General features: G+C 67.7%; 15 protein-coding genes. 5 read left to right on the forward strand and 10 right to left on the reverse strand.

Going from position 1 to position 14,965, the window contains the following annotated elements; all coding sequences use genetic code 11:
* Position 1 precedes the first annotated feature (1 nt).
* The 4 genes from Q664_RS18935 to Q664_RS18950 all read left to right on the forward strand — a co-directional run bounded on the left by Q664_RS18935 (position 2) and on the right by Q664_RS18950 (position 3,478).
* On the forward strand, positions 2-916 hold the full coding sequence (locus Q664_RS18935; protein WP_043397266.1) for a sigma-70 family RNA polymerase sigma factor: 915 nt from the start codon (positions 2-4) through the stop codon (positions 914-916).
* 79 nt (positions 917-995) lie between these two features.
* Positions 996-1,340, forward strand: coding sequence for a pilus assembly protein N-terminal domain-containing protein (locus tag Q664_RS18940; protein WP_043397268.1), 345 nt, complete (start codon positions 996-998; stop codon positions 1,338-1,340).
* A gap of 53 nt (positions 1,341-1,393) precedes the next feature.
* Positions 1,394-2,800, forward strand: a complete 1,407-nt coding sequence (locus Q664_RS18945) for a protein kinase domain-containing protein (RefSeq protein WP_052518346.1) — start codon at positions 1,394-1,396, stop codon at positions 2,798-2,800.
* Positions 2,801-2,872: 72 nt separating this feature from the next.
* Complete coding sequence (locus Q664_RS18950) at positions 2,873-3,478, forward strand: DUF2059 domain-containing protein (RefSeq protein ID WP_043397270.1); 606 nt, start codon at positions 2,873-2,875, stop codon at positions 3,476-3,478.
* Between the two features lie 34 nt (positions 3,479-3,512).
* On the opposite strand, the gene Q664_RS18955 is transcribed toward Q664_RS18950, so the two are convergent.
* The 9 genes from Q664_RS18955 to sitA6 form a co-directional block, all read right to left on the reverse strand.
* A complete protein-coding gene (locus Q664_RS18955; protein WP_152622197.1) occupies positions 3,513-4,250 on the reverse strand; it encodes a hypothetical protein in 738 nt (245 codons plus the stop codon).
* Between the two features lie 91 nt (positions 4,251-4,341).
* Positions 4,342-5,754, reverse strand: a complete 1,413-nt coding sequence (gene dgt / locus Q664_RS18960) for a dGTP triphosphohydrolase (RefSeq protein ID WP_084610098.1) — start codon at positions 5,752-5,754, stop codon at positions 4,342-4,344.
* Positions 5,755-5,953: 199 nt separating this feature from the next.
* Positions 5,954-6,409, reverse strand: coding sequence for a PaaI family thioesterase (locus Q664_RS18965; protein ID WP_043397274.1), 456 nt, complete (start codon positions 6,407-6,409; stop codon positions 5,954-5,956).
* Positions 6,410-6,412: 3 nt separating this feature from the next.
* A complete protein-coding gene (locus Q664_RS18970) occupies positions 6,413-6,865 on the reverse strand; it encodes a PaaI family thioesterase (RefSeq protein ID WP_043397276.1) in 453 nt (150 codons plus the stop codon).
* Between the two features lie 31 nt (positions 6,866-6,896).
* Positions 6,897-7,829, reverse strand: a complete 933-nt coding sequence (locus tag Q664_RS18975) for a tetratricopeptide repeat protein (protein ID WP_052518348.1) — start codon at positions 7,827-7,829, stop codon at positions 6,897-6,899.
* Between the two features lie 4 nt (positions 7,830-7,833).
* Entirely contained in the window at positions 7,834-8,310 is a 477-nt protein-coding gene (locus tag Q664_RS59175) for a hypothetical protein (RefSeq protein ID WP_052518349.1), read from the reverse strand.
* Between the two features lie 2 nt (positions 8,311-8,312).
* On the reverse strand, positions 8,313-9,662 hold the full coding sequence (locus Q664_RS18985) for an ATP-binding protein (protein WP_043397278.1): 1,350 nt from the start codon (positions 9,660-9,662) through the stop codon (positions 8,313-8,315).
* 107 nt (positions 9,663-9,769) lie between these two features.
* A complete protein-coding gene (sitI6, locus tag Q664_RS18990) occupies positions 9,770-10,495 on the reverse strand; it encodes a SitI6 family double-CXXCG motif immunity protein (RefSeq protein ID WP_043397280.1) in 726 nt (241 codons plus the stop codon).
* A gap of 23 nt (positions 10,496-10,518) precedes the next feature.
* Complete coding sequence (gene sitA6 / locus Q664_RS18995; RefSeq protein WP_043397281.1) at positions 10,519-11,232, reverse strand: SitA6 family polymorphic toxin lipoprotein; 714 nt, start codon at positions 11,230-11,232, stop codon at positions 10,519-10,521.
* A 117-nt stretch (positions 11,233-11,349) separates the two neighbouring features.
* Between sitA6 and Q664_RS52330 the strand changes: the two genes are divergently transcribed.
* Positions 11,350-14,157, forward strand: coding sequence for an FAD-dependent oxidoreductase (locus Q664_RS52330; RefSeq protein ID WP_052518351.1), 2,808 nt, complete (start codon positions 11,350-11,352; stop codon positions 14,155-14,157).
* Positions 14,158-14,197: 40 nt separating this feature from the next.
* On the opposite strand, the gene sitI6 (Q664_RS19005) is transcribed toward Q664_RS52330, so the two are convergent.
* Positions 14,198-14,923, reverse strand: coding sequence for a SitI6 family double-CXXCG motif immunity protein (sitI6, locus tag Q664_RS19005; protein ID WP_043397282.1), 726 nt, complete (start codon positions 14,921-14,923; stop codon positions 14,198-14,200).
* Between the last annotated feature and the right edge of the window lie 42 nt (positions 14,924-14,965).

The raw sequence follows: 14,965 nt of genomic DNA on the forward strand, positions 1-14,965 counted from the left end.
CATGTCCCACGCCTCGCCGCTCGCCCGCCTGCTCGTTCCCCACCTGCGCCCCGAGGCCCGGGGGTACGCGGAAGTGCCCGCGCTGGAGACGGTGCTCGCGGAGCTGCTCGCCTCCGCTCGCGCGGCGTGGCCCCGGGTGCGGCTCGAGGACACCGTCTTCCTCCGCTCCCTCGCCGAGCGTCTCGCCCCCTCCTCCGAGCCCGAGCGCACCCTGCGGGCCTTCCCCGCGGCGGACCTCTTCCTCGCCTGTGCCTGTGTGCACGGGGACGCCGCCGCCCATGCGGCCCTGGACGCGCATTTCCTCCCCAAGGTGGCCGCCGCCGTCGCCCGCGTGCACCCGGGCGCGGATGCCGTCTCCGAGGTGTGCCAGGTGCTGCGTGAGAAGCTCCTCACCTCCGAGGCGGGCCAGCCGCCGCGCCTCGCCAGCTACCTGGGGCAGGGGCCGCTCGCCGCGTGGCTGCGCGCCGCCGCCGTCCGTACCGCCCTCAACCTGCGCCGCACCGCCCAACGTCAGGCCCGCGCCGAGGAGGAGGCCCTCGCCGATGCCACGCTGCCCGGTGGCACCCACCCCGAGCTGGAGCATTTGCGCGAGCGACACCGGGCCGACTTCCAGGCCGCGCTCGCCGAGGCCCTCACGGCCCTGCCCTCGCGTGAGCGCACCGTGCTGCGCCTCCACCTCGTCGAGGGGCTGAGCCTGGAGCGCATCGGCACCGTGTACCGCACGCACAAGTCCACCGTGTCCCGGTGGCTCGCCCGGGCCCGCGAGGAGGTGCTCGAGGGCACCCGCTCCCGGCTCGCCGAGCGTCTGCGCCTGTCCTCCGGCGAGCTGCACAGCCTCCTGCGCGACGTGCCCGCGCAGCTCGATCAGAGCCTCTCCTCGCTGCTGGCCAGCACCGGGGGCAACGAGGGCCCGTGAGTTTTTTCGCGCCGCCGTGCAACGCCGCGCGGCCACCGGTGTCATCCGGGCAGAACGCGGGAAAATCCCGGAGGACACCATGAAGAACGTGAAGAAGATGATGGGCGTGCTGGCGGTGACGGCGGTGGCGGTGCTCGGCACGGCGGCGGGCGCGGAGCAGGTGACTCCCGAGACGGTCCAGGGCACCCCCACCTCGGAGACGATCCACATCAAGAAGGGCGAGGCGTACACCCTGGAGGTGAAGGACCTCGTGCGCCTCGCCGTGGGCGACCCGGAGACCGCTGGCATCTCCGAGTCCGACAAGACGAAGAAGAAGGACACGACGGGCGTGCTCATCACCGGGCTCGAGGCGGGGGAGACCACCCTGCTGACGTGGACGAAGAACGGGACGCGCAAGGCGTACAAGCTCGTCATCCAGGGCTGATCCACGGCCGGTGGCTTCCCGTGGCGGCGCGCGCCTGCGAGAATCCAGACGCGATGTCCCTGGAATCGAGTTTCCGCGCGCCGGATGGGTGCCCGGACGAGAACGTGCTCGCGGGTTTCGCCTCGGGCGCGCTGTCCCACGAGGACACGCCGCGCCTGGAGCAACACCTGGACGGGTGCGCCGCGTGCCGCGCCCTGGTGGCGGCGGTGGCGGCCGAGGCCTCTCGGCCCGGTGACAGCCATGCTCCCACGTGTCTGGACACGGGCGTGCCCACGCTGCCCATGCACCCCGGAGCGCCCGCGCTGGAGCCGGGAGCGCAGGTGGGCCGCTACGCCATCGAAGGGCTGCTCGGCGAGGGCGGCATGGGCGTGGTGTACGCGGCGAGGGACCCCGCGCTGGGGCGCACGGTGGCGCTGAAGCTGCTGCGCCCGGGAGGAGGCGGGGACGAGGGGCGGGCGCGGCTGGTGCGCGAGGCCCAGGCGATGGCGCGGCTGTCGCACCCCAACGTGCTGCCCCTGTTCGAGCTGGGCACGGAGGGCGGGAGCGTCTTCCTGGCGATGGAGCGGGTGGAGGGCCCCACGCTGGCGGGCTGGCTGCGTGAGCGCGAGCGGCCGTGGCGCGAGGTGCTCGGCCTCTTCCTCCAGGCGGGCGAGGGGCTGGCGGCGGCGCACCGCGCGGGACTGGTGCACCGGGACTTCAAGCCGGCCAACGTGCTGGTGGGCGCGGACGGTCGGCCGCGTGTCACGGACTTCGGGCTGGTGCGCCACGAGGCCTCGGAGGAGGCCCTCCCGGGAGACGCCGGAGCCGGAGACACCGGGGAGGCGCTCACCCGCGCGGGAGCGGCGCCGGGGACGCCCGCGTACATGTCCCCCGAGCAGCTCGCTGGCCGCGAGGTGGACGCACGCGGAGACCAGTTCAGCTTCTGCGTGGCGCTCCATGAGGCGCTGTATGGGGTTCGCCCCTTCGACGCGCGGGCCCGGGGCGAGGCGCGCTGGCGCCGGGTGCCGGTACCGCGAGGCCCTCGCCTGCCGAGGTCCGTGCGGGCCGCGCTGGAGCGGGGCCTGTCCCTGTCCCCGGAGGCGCGCTTTCCCTCCATGGACGCACTGCTGGTGGCGCTGGCTCCACCCTCGGGGCCCCGCTGGCTTCCGGTGGTGACGGTGGTGGCCGGGCTGGGGCTGGTGCTCGCGGGAGCGGACATCGTGGTGTGGCGGACGCGGGCACCCGTGGCGGAATCGAAGCCGGAGGCCGTGCCCGTGGCGCTGATGCCGGGCACGCCCGTGGTGCTCGAGATTCCCGGGTTGGTGCGCGTGGCGGTGGGCGCCACGAACGTGGTGGAGGTGAAGGTGCTGGACGGCGACAAGGTCCAGCTCGTGCCCCTCGAGACGGGCACCACCACGATGCTGGCGTGGACGCGGGACGGTACCCGCCGGGTGTACCACGTGTCGGTGGGTCCCTACTGAGCGGAGCCCCCCTTACGGGCGCGTGGGCGCGGGGACTATCGTGGGAGTCCACTCGTCGCGGAGGGCTGCTCGTTGCGCTCCATCCATTCCCTGGCGTCCTGGCGGTGGTGTCTCCTCACAGTCCTCGCGGTGGGCTGCGCGCACTCGAGCACGGGCCCGGCGGCCGTGACTCCGGAGCCGGCTCCTCGTGCCGAGGCGGCTCCCGTGGACACCAATACCGCGGAGGCCCGCGCGCTCGCGGACCAGATGTTCGGCCCCGAGGCGCGGGCCACGAAGCGCAAGCAGCAGAAGGTGCGCCGGCTGATGGCGCTCACGGGGGCGGAGGACACGGGCCGGCAGATGATGGACATGATGACGAGCCACTTCGAGAAGTCCTCGAGCATCCCGCCGGGCTTCATGGAGAAGTTCCGCGAGGTGGCGCAGCAGGAGTCCATCGTGGACATGCTGGTGCCGGTGTACATGAAGCACTTCTCCGAGGAGGACCTGGACGCGGCCATCACGTTCCACGAGTCCCCGGCGGGCAGGCGCTTCCTCGCGGCGCAGCCACGGGTGCTGGAGGAGGCGAAGGAGGTGGGCGAGCAGTGGGGCGTGCGGCTCGCGGAGAAGGCGCTGCGGGCGCTCGTGGAGGAGGAGGAGCGCGAGGCCCGGCCCGTGCGTCACGAGGGCCAGGAGCTGTAGGATGTCGGGCCCGACACCTGCTTCACTGATGGTTCTACCCGTAGACCTCGTCAGGTGTTGCGGCCTCGCTCCACTGTGAACGCAGGTCAAGTTGCCGCTCGCGTGGCAACGCGATGGGATGGACCTTCATGCTGCCCGCCTGCTCTCGTATCAAATTGGAGAGCAGGTGCAATTCATGGCGGTCGAGCCGAACCCGGCCGTAGTGCGACCTCTGGACGGCCTCAAGCTCCTCGAACGGAATCCGGCCCGCATGGTGGAGGATGAACCGCACCAACCGGGGGCCCAGTGAAAAATGAAGCCGCTTGGCCGTGAGGAGAGCCCTGATGACGCAGAGGGCGGGGAAGGGATTGTCTTCCAGGTTGATCTCCACCTGCCGTTCTTGAATGCCACGGAAGAATCCCTGCGAGTACACCGTGCGGGGCCGGCCTGGTTGTGCCTGGAATTCAGCGGTGATGGCTTCGACGTTCAGGAACGTCGTCCGAGGGAGGGCCGCGAAGTCACATCCATGGACCAGCCGTTCGCGGAAGGCCCAGGTCGAGTCCAGTGTCCAGATATCGACTGGCAGTTTCTGGATGAGCAGGTGGAGACCACCGAATCGGTTGACCCGTACCACTTTCTGGCCGAAGGCGGACTGCAGCGCCTCTGTCGTCGTACCCGCGACCACGAGATCCAGATCTCGTGGGACGGTGGTGGGGGAGAGCGCGAGCAGATCCCTCAGAGTTCCGCCGAAGACGAAGACCGTCCAGTTTTGCTCTTGGGATGTTTCCAGCAAGGCACGAAGGGCAGGGCGCCACGGGGATGCCCGATGGATGAATGAACTCAGTCTCCGGCGGAGGAGGGCCTCAAGCTGTCGGTTTTCCGCGCTATCCATTGGTGAGTTCTGCGTGGAGCTTGCAGGCGAACGTGTCTGTCATGCCGCACACGTAGTCCGTTACCAACTGGAACTGGTGATACCGGGTAGGGAGCTTCGAGGACTCGAGCGCATTTTCGAAGACGGCACGGTAGTTGTGCGAGAGAAGGTTGTAGATTTTTCCCTCGAACTTCCTGGCGAACTTTTGAGGCTCGGGTGGAGGATGGCCAAAGCTCGAAGCCCCCTCCCAGAAGATGTCCATCAGGTCGTGTATGACCCGACGGCCCAGGACTTCCAGCCGGAGGGTCTGGTCCGCACGGTAGATGTGGCGGCGCCCGACCTCCTTGCATGCATCAATGAGCCCCTTCGCCGCGCTGTCCGAGATGAGCTCTCCAGGATAGCTGCCACTCATGATGGCATCGTAGTTCGCGTCGAAGGACTGAATCACGGCTTCTTTGGTCGTGGCGATGACGCCCGTTCTGAACAGCTGAGCACGCGCTTCGTCGAGCGCCTTCCCGCTGAGATCCAGACCGGGTTCTCCCTGGATATAGTCGGATGCGTCTTTCAGGTGTTTCTCGATGAGGGCTCTTGTCTCCGAGGAGTTGGCTTCCGCCTTCAAGGCCTGCTCGAGCGCCTGCCAGCTGATGACACCTTTCTTGATGCCGTCCTCGATGTCTACCGTGGCATAGATGGTGTCATCACAGGCCTCGACCAGATAGGCGATGGGATTGCGTGCGGTGCCTGTTCCTGTCTGCTCGCGAATGATGTCGACGACATCCTGCTCGGAAGCGAAGTAGCCGGGCTTTTCCTTCTCGTGAGGCACCTTGCTCATTTCATGGGATGCAGCCGTGTACTTCATGGCCGCCGAAAGGGTGCCAACGGTCAGATTGAGCCCGTGTCGGTCCGCGAGCAGTTGGAGCTTGGAGACGATCCGCAACGTTTGGGCATTGCCCTCGAACTCCAGGAAGTCACCGCGAAGCTGAGCCGCCTGGGGGTGCTCGTCGAGCCCTTTGAAGAAAGCTGGATCCTGCTCGAGCTTCTTCTTGAACCAGCTGCTGATCGCTCGCTCTCCCGCATGTCCGAACGGAGGGTTTCCGATGTCGTGGATCAACCCACAGGTAGCGGCAATGGCTTCGATGCCGAAGGCCTGGTCCTGAGAGATGTGCTTTCTGTCGAAGAGCCGTTGAACGACAGCTCGGACGACACCTCGGGTGAGTGTGGAGACCTCAAGGGAGTGGGTGAGCCGCGTGCGCACGGCGTCGTTGGGCTCCAATGGAAAGACCTGGGTCTTGTCCTGGAGCCGCCGCACCGGTGTGGAGAAGACGGCCCGATCGTAGTCGCGGTCGAACTCGGTGCGGACATCCTGGGCTGCACGAGTCGACGGCCGACCCCCACGGAGTTCCCGGATGCGCTTCGTACACAGCAGCTTGTTTCAATCGAGAGCCATGCCCCGACACCTCACTCCTTCGTTCTTGAGGAACAACTCGACGCCACCCTATGGCTTCGGGAGGGAGCGACGCATCATAGATTCTGCTTCTGTCAGAAGCCTCTTCCTGGCGACGGGTGCTGTCGTGCAGATGGCATGCCGCTGGTGATGTCGTCCATGAGCGGGACCTCTGTGTGCCTCACGACACGAGGAACAGGGCGTTGGCGCTGGCGATGGGCCGGGAACGGTCCTCCTGCCAGGCCTGCACCTGCAGGTTGGCCACGCGCCGGCCGAGCCGTGTAATCGTGGCCTTGGCCAGCGTGTCCTGCGGCCGGCCCGAGCGCAGGAAGTCCACGGTGATGCTGATGATTTTCGGCACGCGGTCCGTCTGGGTGCGCAGCAACAGCTCGAAGATGGCGGCGGACTCGAGCAGGCCGCCGAGCGTGCCACCGTGCAGCGCGGGGATGGAGCTGTTGCCGATGAGCATGGGCGCGTAGCGCATGCGGCACAGCACCTCGCCGGTGGTGTTCTCCACGCCGATGCCGAGGAAGCGCGCGTAGGGGATGGCCTCGGCGAGCAGGGGGTATTCACCCGTGAGGCGCACCTGGCGCAGGATGTTGGCGATGCGGAGCGAGGGGCTCGGGGGCGTGTCCATGGCTCAGTCCTCCACGATGATGAAGGTGCCCTGCGCCGAGGCCACCGGGTTGGCCGGGTCCCCGTGGTGCGCGAGCGCTCGCACGAAGGCCACCGCGCGCGTGAGCTTGTAGCACTCGGCGCGAGCCAGCAGATCCTTCCCGGGCGCGGCCGGGTGCAGGTAGTCGATTCTCAGGTCCAACGTGGCGATGCGCGCCATGCGGGCCATCTTCATGAAGACGGAGATGCCACACGCGGCGTCGATGAGCGTCGTCACCGCGCCGCCGTGCAGCACGCCCGTCTCGGGGTTGCCCACCAGCTTCTCCGCGTAGGGCAGCCGCATGGTGGCCTCCGCCACGCCGAGGTCCTCCACCCTCAGGCCCAGCTCGTGGTTGTGCGGGACGGAGTCTTGGAGGAAGCGGTTGATGCTCTCCATCATCTGCCGCCGGTCATCGGGCAACGTGTCATCGCTCGCCATGTGGAAGGTGGATAGCAGCTTCGGCGCTGGCTCAGAAGCGGGGATCCAACCGCACCGAGGCCAACTCCTGGCGCACCATGCGCTGGAAGAGGGCGGGGCCCACCCAGGTGTACACGGCGAGCCCCAGCCAGACGAGCTGGATGATGCCGGCGAGGCCGGGCTGGCCCAGATCCTTCGCGGCCAGGGTGGCGAAGCGGTAGGCCACGAAGGCGCCCAGCAGCACGAGCGTGCTCTTGCTGTCTCCCAGCGAGCCCATGAACATCGAATAGCGCCACCACAGGCCGAGCAGCCGGCTCTGGCGCGCCTTGATGCCGGCCAGCAGCCGCAGCGAGCCCTCGTCGGTGGCGTCCTGGCGCAGGGCCCACAGCGCGTGCTCGCGCGCGTCCTCGATGCGGCCCTGGCGCAGGTACACCTGTCCCATGAGCACCAGGCCGTCCTGGAACTCGGGCCAGGCGGAGAGGGCATCGCGGGCCCACTGCATGGCGTGCTTCACGTCCCCGCGCTCCAGCGCGTCCTCGCCCAGCGCCACCAGCGTGGCCGGGTCGTCCGGACTCAGGGCGTGGGCCCGTTGCAGCACCTCGCGCTTGCCGTCCTTCTTGCCCGTCAGGCCGAGGAACCGGGCCTGGAGCAGGAGGTTCTGCGTGTCGTCCGGCTCCAATTCCAGCAGGTTCTTGATGTGTTGCCCGGCGTCCTTGAAGCGCCGGCGCGCCAGGGCCGCCGAGGCCGCGGCGTAGTGGGCCAGGGGCAGCAACGCCTCGAGCGAGAGGGCGAGGCCGGCCTCGTGCTCGGCGGCGTGGGGGCGCTTGAGGGCGAGCAGCACCAGGGACAGCAGGGCATGGGCCTCGGGATCCTCGGGGTCCTCGGCGAGGGCGCGGCGCAGCGTCTCCAGCGCGCCCCGGTGGTCCCCGCGGGCGAGCTGCATCTGCGCGTAGCCGCGCCACTGGAAGGAGGGGCTGTCAGTCATGGTTTCACCCGAGCAGTGCCAGCAGGACCCGATTGCCGCCGGTGAGCGCCATGAAGATGCGCGGGCCGATGAAGATGCTGGCCACCAGCACGAGGGCCCCGTTGCGGACCACGCCGCCGTAGTACTCGTGCAGCGCGAAGTTGCGCTGCTGGAGGTTGAAGAGCACATACCCCACGGCGAGCTTCCACACGGTGATGCCCACCCCGGCATAGGGCAGGGAGGCCGTCGTCAGCACCTCGAGCTTCATCAGCATGCCGAGCAGGAAGTACAGCAGCAGCGTCCCGGGTATCAGCAGCACCGCGAGCACCGTCTCTTTGCGGCGCGTGGTGCTGCCCATGGCGAAGGCATTGAAGATGAACCACGGAATCCCGAGCCACGCGCCTCCCATCATGAGGGACAGCAGGGGAAACACGGGGTTGACGACGAGGTGCCCCATGGCGCCGGGGCGGGGCTCGTCCTGGATGCGGTAGGTGGCGCTCATGCTCAGGACTTTCCGTGGGCCTGGAGGAAGGCCAGCACCTCGTCGTACTGGCCGGCGTCATTGGCGTAGCGCGCGTAGTTGCGCGCGGTGGTGAGCCACTCGAGCGCGGTGGGCTTCACCTCCTTGAGGGCCTCCTTGAGGTCCGCCGAGGTGATGGGCGCCTCGTTGCCCTCCGCGAGCGAGCGCTCGATGGCGGCGTCGCTGGCCGTCTCCACCACGTTGGCCAGGTCCGCGCCGGAGAAGGTGCTGGTGTGCTTCACCACGAAGCCCAGGTCGAGGCGGGACTCCTGGGGCCGATCCTTGAGCAGGAGCTTGAGAATCTCCTCGCGCGCCGCGGCATCCGGCGGAGGGACGAAGAGGACACGGTCGAAGCGGCCGGGACGGCGGAAGGCGGGGTCGATGGCCCAGGGGGTGTTGGTGGCGCCGAGAATCAGCACACCCGCGTTGTTCTGCGCGAAGCCATCCATCTCCGCGAGGAACTGGCTGACGAGCTTGGCGCTGGTGCCCTCGCGGCTGAACTGGCGCTTGGCGGCGAGCGCTTCCAGCTCATCGAAGAAGAGGACGGCGGGAGTCGTCTGACGGGCCTTCTCGAAGAGGGCGTGCAGCTTCCGCTCCGACTCGCCGATGTACATGTCGAGGATGTCGGAGATGGCGATGTTGTAGAAGGTGGCGCCGCACTCGCCGGCGGTGGCGCGGGCCAGGAGCGTCTTGCCGCAGCCGGGAGGGCCGTAGAGGAGGATGCCGCCGCCGGCCTTCTTCTTGAAGCGCTCGAAGAGACCAGGCTTCTGGAAGGGGAGGATGATGCGCTTGCGGATCTGCTTCTTGATGTCCTCGAGGCCGCCCACGTCGGCGAAGGTGAGGGGCGTCTGGGGAGGGGCGAGGACACGGTCCACCTCGTTGGCGGAGGTGTCGTCATTGGAGATGACGCGCAGGCGGGGGCCGCCGGGAGCGGAGGGCTGCACGTCGCGCACGGAGGCGGTGAGCTGGGCGAGGAGGTCGCGGTCCTCGAGGGTGGAGTTGAGGGAGACGGCGCGCTGGTAGGAGGAGCGGGCCTCGTCCTTGCGGCCGAGCGCGGCGAGGGCGCGGGCGGAGAGGAGGGCGGCCTCGGGGGCGGGGTGGTTGGCGCAGAAGAGGAGGGCGCGCTCGTGCTCACCGGACTGGAAGAGGGTGCGGGCGGCGTGGAGGCGGTCGGGCTCGGAGAAGAGATCGGGGGCGTGGTCGCCGAGGATGGCGCGGGCCTGGGGGACTTCGTTGCGCTCGAGGTGGGCCTTGAGGACGAGGCCGCGCAGGGGCGCGTTGTCGGGGCTCGCGGCGAGCGCGGCCTTGAGGGAGGCGAGCGTGGTGTCATCCATGGCGGGAGGGAACGTCGCACAGCCCCGAGGGCCGCTTCAAATGAGAAGGCACACGGGAGCACGCGGAGCGTCCGGCCCCTCACGGCCGGTGTGGCCCGGTGGCCCGCTCAGCGGACCTCCAGATCCTTGAAGACGACGCCGTCCAGTTCCAGGCGGCGCACCGCGTCCACCAGGCGCTCGTTGGCGATGATGCGTGTGGTGGCGTCGGCCAACCGGAAGATGTCCACGTGCTCCGGCAATGATGCGGCGTCGAGCAGATACGGATCCGGGACACTGTGGCCCATGGCGACACCACAAGTGGGGCACGGAGGATTCGGGGGCGGCAGACAGTCCGGGTGGAAATGCCCGTGGAGCTCGAGCTGGATGTCCCGCAGGTCGGGGGCATGTTTGGTGCGGAATCGCACCTGGGTGGTGCAGCCGGTAAGACCCCGCACGCCCGCGCTCTGCAATTTCTCCAGGGCCTCGCGGCGCATGCAGAGGGACCAGGGGTTCTGCATGACGAGCTGGCCGAAGTAGCCCAGGCCACTTCCTTGGAGCGGACCGAAGACCGCTCCCGACTCCAGTACTGCGTAGGGAGGCGCCAGGGGTTTCACCAACTCGCGCCGCCGGATGAACTCCTCACGTGGAACGGGCCAGGAGTCCAATAGCTTTTCCTGATCCTCGGGGGACAGACCTGACAGGTCCACGCACGGGTACTGGGCCATTGTTCCCCCCTCTGGTTGTAAGCCACAGACAGCGCATGGCTCCACACCGGGCAGACCCCACTTGTGGGCCGCGTTCAGGTTGCCCGTGTAGCGTGGAGATGGGTCTCTCTCCAATTCGTAGAATTTCATGTGGCGAGTCACAAGTCCGAAGGTCAGGGAGCGAGAAGCTGGGGGCCGGGTGCAGGCACCGGAGCGTGGTACGGCCTGATGGGACCGGCGATGTCGAAGCGCAAGGACAACTCGAAGGCCTTGCTGATCAATACCTCCTTGGGGACGACACTGGGATTGGTATTCATGACCTGCCGCCACGCGGCGTTCCACGAACCGCCATTGGCGCCACGGTGGATGCGAAGGTGCACTTGCTCGGGGATGAGCATCGTCCACTCGTGGATGTTGATACCACTGCGGGTGAGCCATTTCCTGAACTCCTGTGCCTGAGGGAACAGGTGGTGCTTGATCAGCGTGCCTTCGAGCCTGGGAAAGGCAGGGAGGTAGCCCTGGCGGTAGCGGAAGTGGAAGGTCATCCGGGGCCGGGCGTCCTCCCGAAGCCCCGCGCGTCTCCAGTTGCGGTGATGGCTTGGGGCACGAAAAGCCGGGCGAGGGAATCGCGCCAACTCCGCACCATGCGCCAGGGGTCCTTGCGTAAGCGCCTCCGGGTCCACGTCCGCGCAGTCGAAGAAGGCGCATTCTCCCTCGTCGCAGGCGGGCACGACGCATTGGTCGGCATCCGCGTCGTCGCAGGCGATGGTCTCATCCGTCCTGGTTTCCTCCTGCGTACCCAATGCGGGTGAGGTGGCGCACGAGGCCAGCAGCAGCGCGGTGAGGAACAGCGGGAGCACGGGTCGGGGCCGGAGGGTTCGGGTCATGAGGCCCCGAGTCTACGAGGTACAACGGCAGGGTGGCATGTCGAGCGGGCGCTGGTAACTTCTCGCCTCCGGGGAGAGTGCATGGCCAGGGTCACGGAAAGCGACATTCTTCGGCAGATGGCTGTTCGCGAGGAACCCGGGGTCTACGTCCTCGGGTGTTTCGAGCGGCGCATCACGCTCTACACGCAGCAGGTTCGCGCGCTCAACCTCATCCACTCGCTCTTCGCCGAGGAGCGGTTGAAGGAGGGCTCGAAGCTGGCGGTCATCGGCGGAGGCGCGGCCGGGCTTGCGGCCGCCGCGGGGGCCGCCATCCGGGGAGCGAAGGTCACCGTGTTCGAACAGGCGAGCGACCTGCTGGCCATGTTCCGCAACAACCGCCAGCGCTGGCTCCACCCCCACCTCTACGACTGGCCCGAGGAGGGCTCGGAGGAGCCGCGGGCGAATCTTCCCGTGCTCGACTGGACGGCGGACCTGGCGGGCAACGTGGCGGAGCGGCTCCTCGCGCAGTGGCAACCGCTGGTGCAGCGCCATGGCATCGAGGTCCACACGCGCGTTCGGCGGCTCCAGATCCACCCCGGGTCCAGCACTCCGCGCCAGCTCACGTGGAACACGGACTCCTTCGATGAAGGGGATTTCGAGGCCGTCATCCTGGCGGTGGGCTTCGGCACGGAGAGAACGCTGGAGGGGGCTCCAGTCCGGTCGTACTGGGAGGACGACAACCTGGACCGCCTCATTCACGCATCGGGCACGTCCAAGCGCTACCTTGTCTCGGGCACGGGGGATGGGGGGTTGATCGATCTGCTGCGCGTCCGTCTCCGGGATTTCCGTCACGAGCGCATCATCCAGAGATACCTGGGGGAGAGGTCGCTGGAAGCGGTGAGGACCGAGTTGCTGACGCTGGAGGAGGAGTTCTGCAAGGAGCGGCTCCAGGAGCGGGACTTCTTCAGGAAGTACAAGGAGCTTCCTGTTCCCAAGGAACTCGACGAGCGCCTGCGAGAGGACCTGCGGGGAGACACCACGGCAGTACTCAACGGCAGGGATGCGTTTCCGCTCAGCGCGGGAGCCAGCATCCTCAACCGTTTCCTGACCTCACGGCTGATGAGGTTGGGCGGCGTGCGCTACGAGTCGGGAACGCTCTCGGTGAAGCGCGTCGAGAAGAAGGGGGCCTACGAGGCTTCCTTCCTCGGCGAGAACGGGAAGTCGCATGTCGAGGAGTTCGACGACATCATCGTGAGGCATGGCCCCGAGCCCGCGCTTGAGCGCTCCTTCAAATCCATCTGGAAGAAGGCGGGCGCGAGGATGCGTGAGCTCGCGGAGCTGGACCAGACCCGGAGGCCGCTCTTCAGAGCGGAGGACTTCGCCAAGGCTCCGAGCGGGGCTCGTCCGAGCACTCCCGCCGCGCCCGTGAACATGCGCACACCGGCGGAGATGCCCTCTCCAGGGGACTGCTTCGGCCGGGAGGAACTGACGCGCCAGCTCGTGGAGGAGGTCCTGGCGGAAGAGCCCCGACCGACGATGGTGCTCGGTCCTCCGGGCATTGGAAAGAGCACCCTCACGCGTCAGGCGTCCCACCACCCCGAGGTGGTCCCGCGGTACGGGAACCGGCGCTACTTCGTCCGGCTCGATGGCGCCACCTCGCGGGAGTTGGTGGTCAGCGCCGTGGCCGCCGTTCTCGGCATCGGTTCGGAGCCCCAGCTCTGGGACGCGGTGAAGCACTCGCTCCAAGCGGCTCCGGCGTTGTTGGTCCTCGATAATCTCGAGACCCCCTGGCACGAGGACCGCTCGGGGACGGAAGCGTTGCTGGCCGAGCTGGGCGCTGTTGCCGGGCTGGCGCTGGTCGGCTCGGTGCGAGGTGGGGAGCGTCCCTATGTGCCCCGCAGTCGTCCTCCCATCGAGGTGACGCGGCTCGATGACAACTTCGCGCTCGACCTCTTCTGCTCCATCGCCTCGAAGGTCGACCGGAAGGATCCTCTGCTCGAGTCTCTGCTCCGAGAGCAGGAGGGGCTTCCCCTCGCCATCAAGCTGCTCGCGTTCGCAGCGGAAGGGGCGTCGCTCGAGAATACCTGGGCACTCTGGCGGACGGAGCGCGTGGGGCTCTACGAGAGGCCCGGGGGCTCCGACAGGGAGTCCAGCCTCTCGGTGTCGCTCGAGGTCTCAATCAAGGGGCCACGCATGACGGACGAGGCCCGGCGGTTGTTGTCGCTGTTGGCGACCTTGCCCGGAGGTGTGGCCCAGGGAGACCTGGAGCGATTGCTGCCGGGCGTGGCCCGTGGCGCCGCGCAGGTGCTGGCCAAGGTGGGACTTGCCTTCTTCGAGAAGGGGCGGATTCGCATGCTGGCTCCCATTCGGGAGCACGTGCGGCGCTCACGCCCTCCAGGGGCGGAGGAGCGCGAGCGCGTGCTCACTCATTACCTTGGGATGGCACGGGAACATGGAGGGAGGCTGGGGCGCATGGGAGGCGGCGAGGCGTCGACGCTCCTCATTACCGAGTTCGCGAACATCGAAGGACTCATTGAGGAGGAACTGGATGGCAAGAAGGCCACGGATGCCATGGACGCGGCCATTGCCTTGTCGGAATTCATGCGTTTCTCGGGACATGGCACGTCGCGCGTATTGCAGCGCGCCAGCGTGGTAGCGCGGAGCAGAGGGGAGGCGGGACGTGAAGCCAACTGCATTTGGAGGCTGGGAGACATCGCGCTAGCGCGCTCGCAGCATGAGGCTAGAGATCTTTTCGAGCAGTCTCTTTCCCTCTACATGCTCATTCCCGAGCCCTATTCCGTCGGGCAGACACATCGGCGACTCGCCAGAATCGCTCCCAATGCCGAGGCCCGCCGTCGCCACATCATCGCCGCACGACAGGCCTGGGAAAGCATTGATCGTCCAGATCTCGTCCAACAACTGCACGACGAGTTGGGTGATGGATGAAGAGCCGTTTCATCACGGTCGGCGCGGTCCAGTGTCCCGCTCAGCGAACATCCAGCGCCTTGAAGACGACGCCGTCGAGCTCCAGACGGCGCACGGCGTCCACCAGTCGCTCGTTGGCGATGATGAGCGTGGTGGCGTCGGCCAGCCGGAAGATGTCCACGTGCTGAGGGAGAGACGAGGCGTCGAGCAGATACGGATCCGGGACACTGTGGCCCATGGCGATACCACAGGTGCGACATGGAGGATTCGGGGGAGGCAGGCAGTCCGAGTGGAAGCGCCCGTGGAACTCGAGCTGGATATCCCGCAGGTTGGGGGCGTGTTTGGTGCGGAACCTCACCTGGGTGGGGCAGCCGGTAAGGCCTCGCACGCCTGCGCTCTGTAACTTCTCCAGGGCCTCGCGGCGCATGCAGAGGGACCATGGATTCTGCATGACGAGCTGGCCGAAGTAGCCCAGGCCTGAGCCCTGAAGCGGGCCGAACGCCGCTCCTGATTCCAGTACGGCGTAGGGAGGCGCCAGGGGCCGCACCAACTCGCGTCGCCGGATGAACTCCTCGCGTGGGACGGGCCAAGCATCCAACAGCTTTTCCTGGTCCTCGGGTGGCCGCCCCGACAGGTCCACGCATGGATATTGGGCCGATGTCCCTCCCTCTGGCGGCAAATCACAGACAGGGCAGCGTTCCACACCGGGCAGCGCCCACTTGTGTGAGGCGTTCAAATTGCCCGTGTAGCGGGGAGACGGGTCTCTCCCCAGTTCGTAGAATTTCATTTGGTCGAGTCTCAAGGTCTGTGCCCCGCCGTGCGCGCCCCG

It is taken from the genome of Archangium violaceum Cb vi76, assembly GCF_000733295.1.
GTDB lineage: Bacteria > Myxococcota > Myxococcia > Myxococcales > Myxococcaceae > Archangium > Archangium violaceum.

Excerpts from the sequence above, each read along its gene's own strand:
- sitI6 (WP_043397280.1), bottom strand. The coding sequence starts at position 10,495 with ATGAAATTCTACGAATTGGAGAGAGACCCATCTCCACGCTACACGGGC.
- Q664_RS18970 (WP_043397276.1), bottom strand. The coding sequence starts at position 6,865 with ATGGCGAGCGATGACACGTTGCCCGATGACCGGCGGCAGATGATGGAG.
- Q664_RS18945 (WP_052518346.1), top strand. The coding sequence starts at position 1,394 with ATGTCCCTGGAATCGAGTTTCCGCGCGCCGGATGGGTGCCCGGACGAG.
- sitI6 (WP_043397282.1), bottom strand. The coding sequence starts at position 14,923 with ATGAAATTCTACGAACTGGGGAGAGACCCGTCTCCCCGCTACACGGGC.
- Q664_RS18965 (WP_043397274.1), bottom strand. The coding sequence starts at position 6,409 with ATGGACACGCCCCCGAGCCCCTCGCTCCGCATCGCCAACATCCTGCGC.
- Q664_RS59175 (WP_052518349.1), bottom strand. The coding sequence starts at position 8,310 with ATGAGCGCCACCTACCGCATCCAGGACGAGCCCCGCCCCGGCGCCATG.
- Q664_RS18935 (WP_043397266.1), top strand. The coding sequence starts at position 2 with ATGTCCCACGCCTCGCCGCTCGCCCGCCTGCTCGTTCCCCACCTGCGC.
- sitA6 (WP_043397281.1), bottom strand. The coding sequence starts at position 11,232 with ATGACCCGAACCCTCCGGCCCCGACCCGTGCTCCCGCTGTTCCTCACC.
- Q664_RS18940 (WP_043397268.1), top strand. The coding sequence starts at position 996 with ATGAAGAACGTGAAGAAGATGATGGGCGTGCTGGCGGTGACGGCGGTG.
- Q664_RS52330 (WP_052518351.1), top strand. The coding sequence starts at position 11,350 with ATGGCTGTTCGCGAGGAACCCGGGGTCTACGTCCTCGGGTGTTTCGAG.
- Q664_RS18985 (WP_043397278.1), bottom strand. The coding sequence starts at position 9,662 with ATGGATGACACCACGCTCGCCTCCCTCAAGGCCGCGCTCGCCGCGAGC.
- Q664_RS18975 (WP_052518348.1), bottom strand. The coding sequence starts at position 7,829 with ATGACTGACAGCCCCTCCTTCCAGTGGCGCGGCTACGCGCAGATGCAG.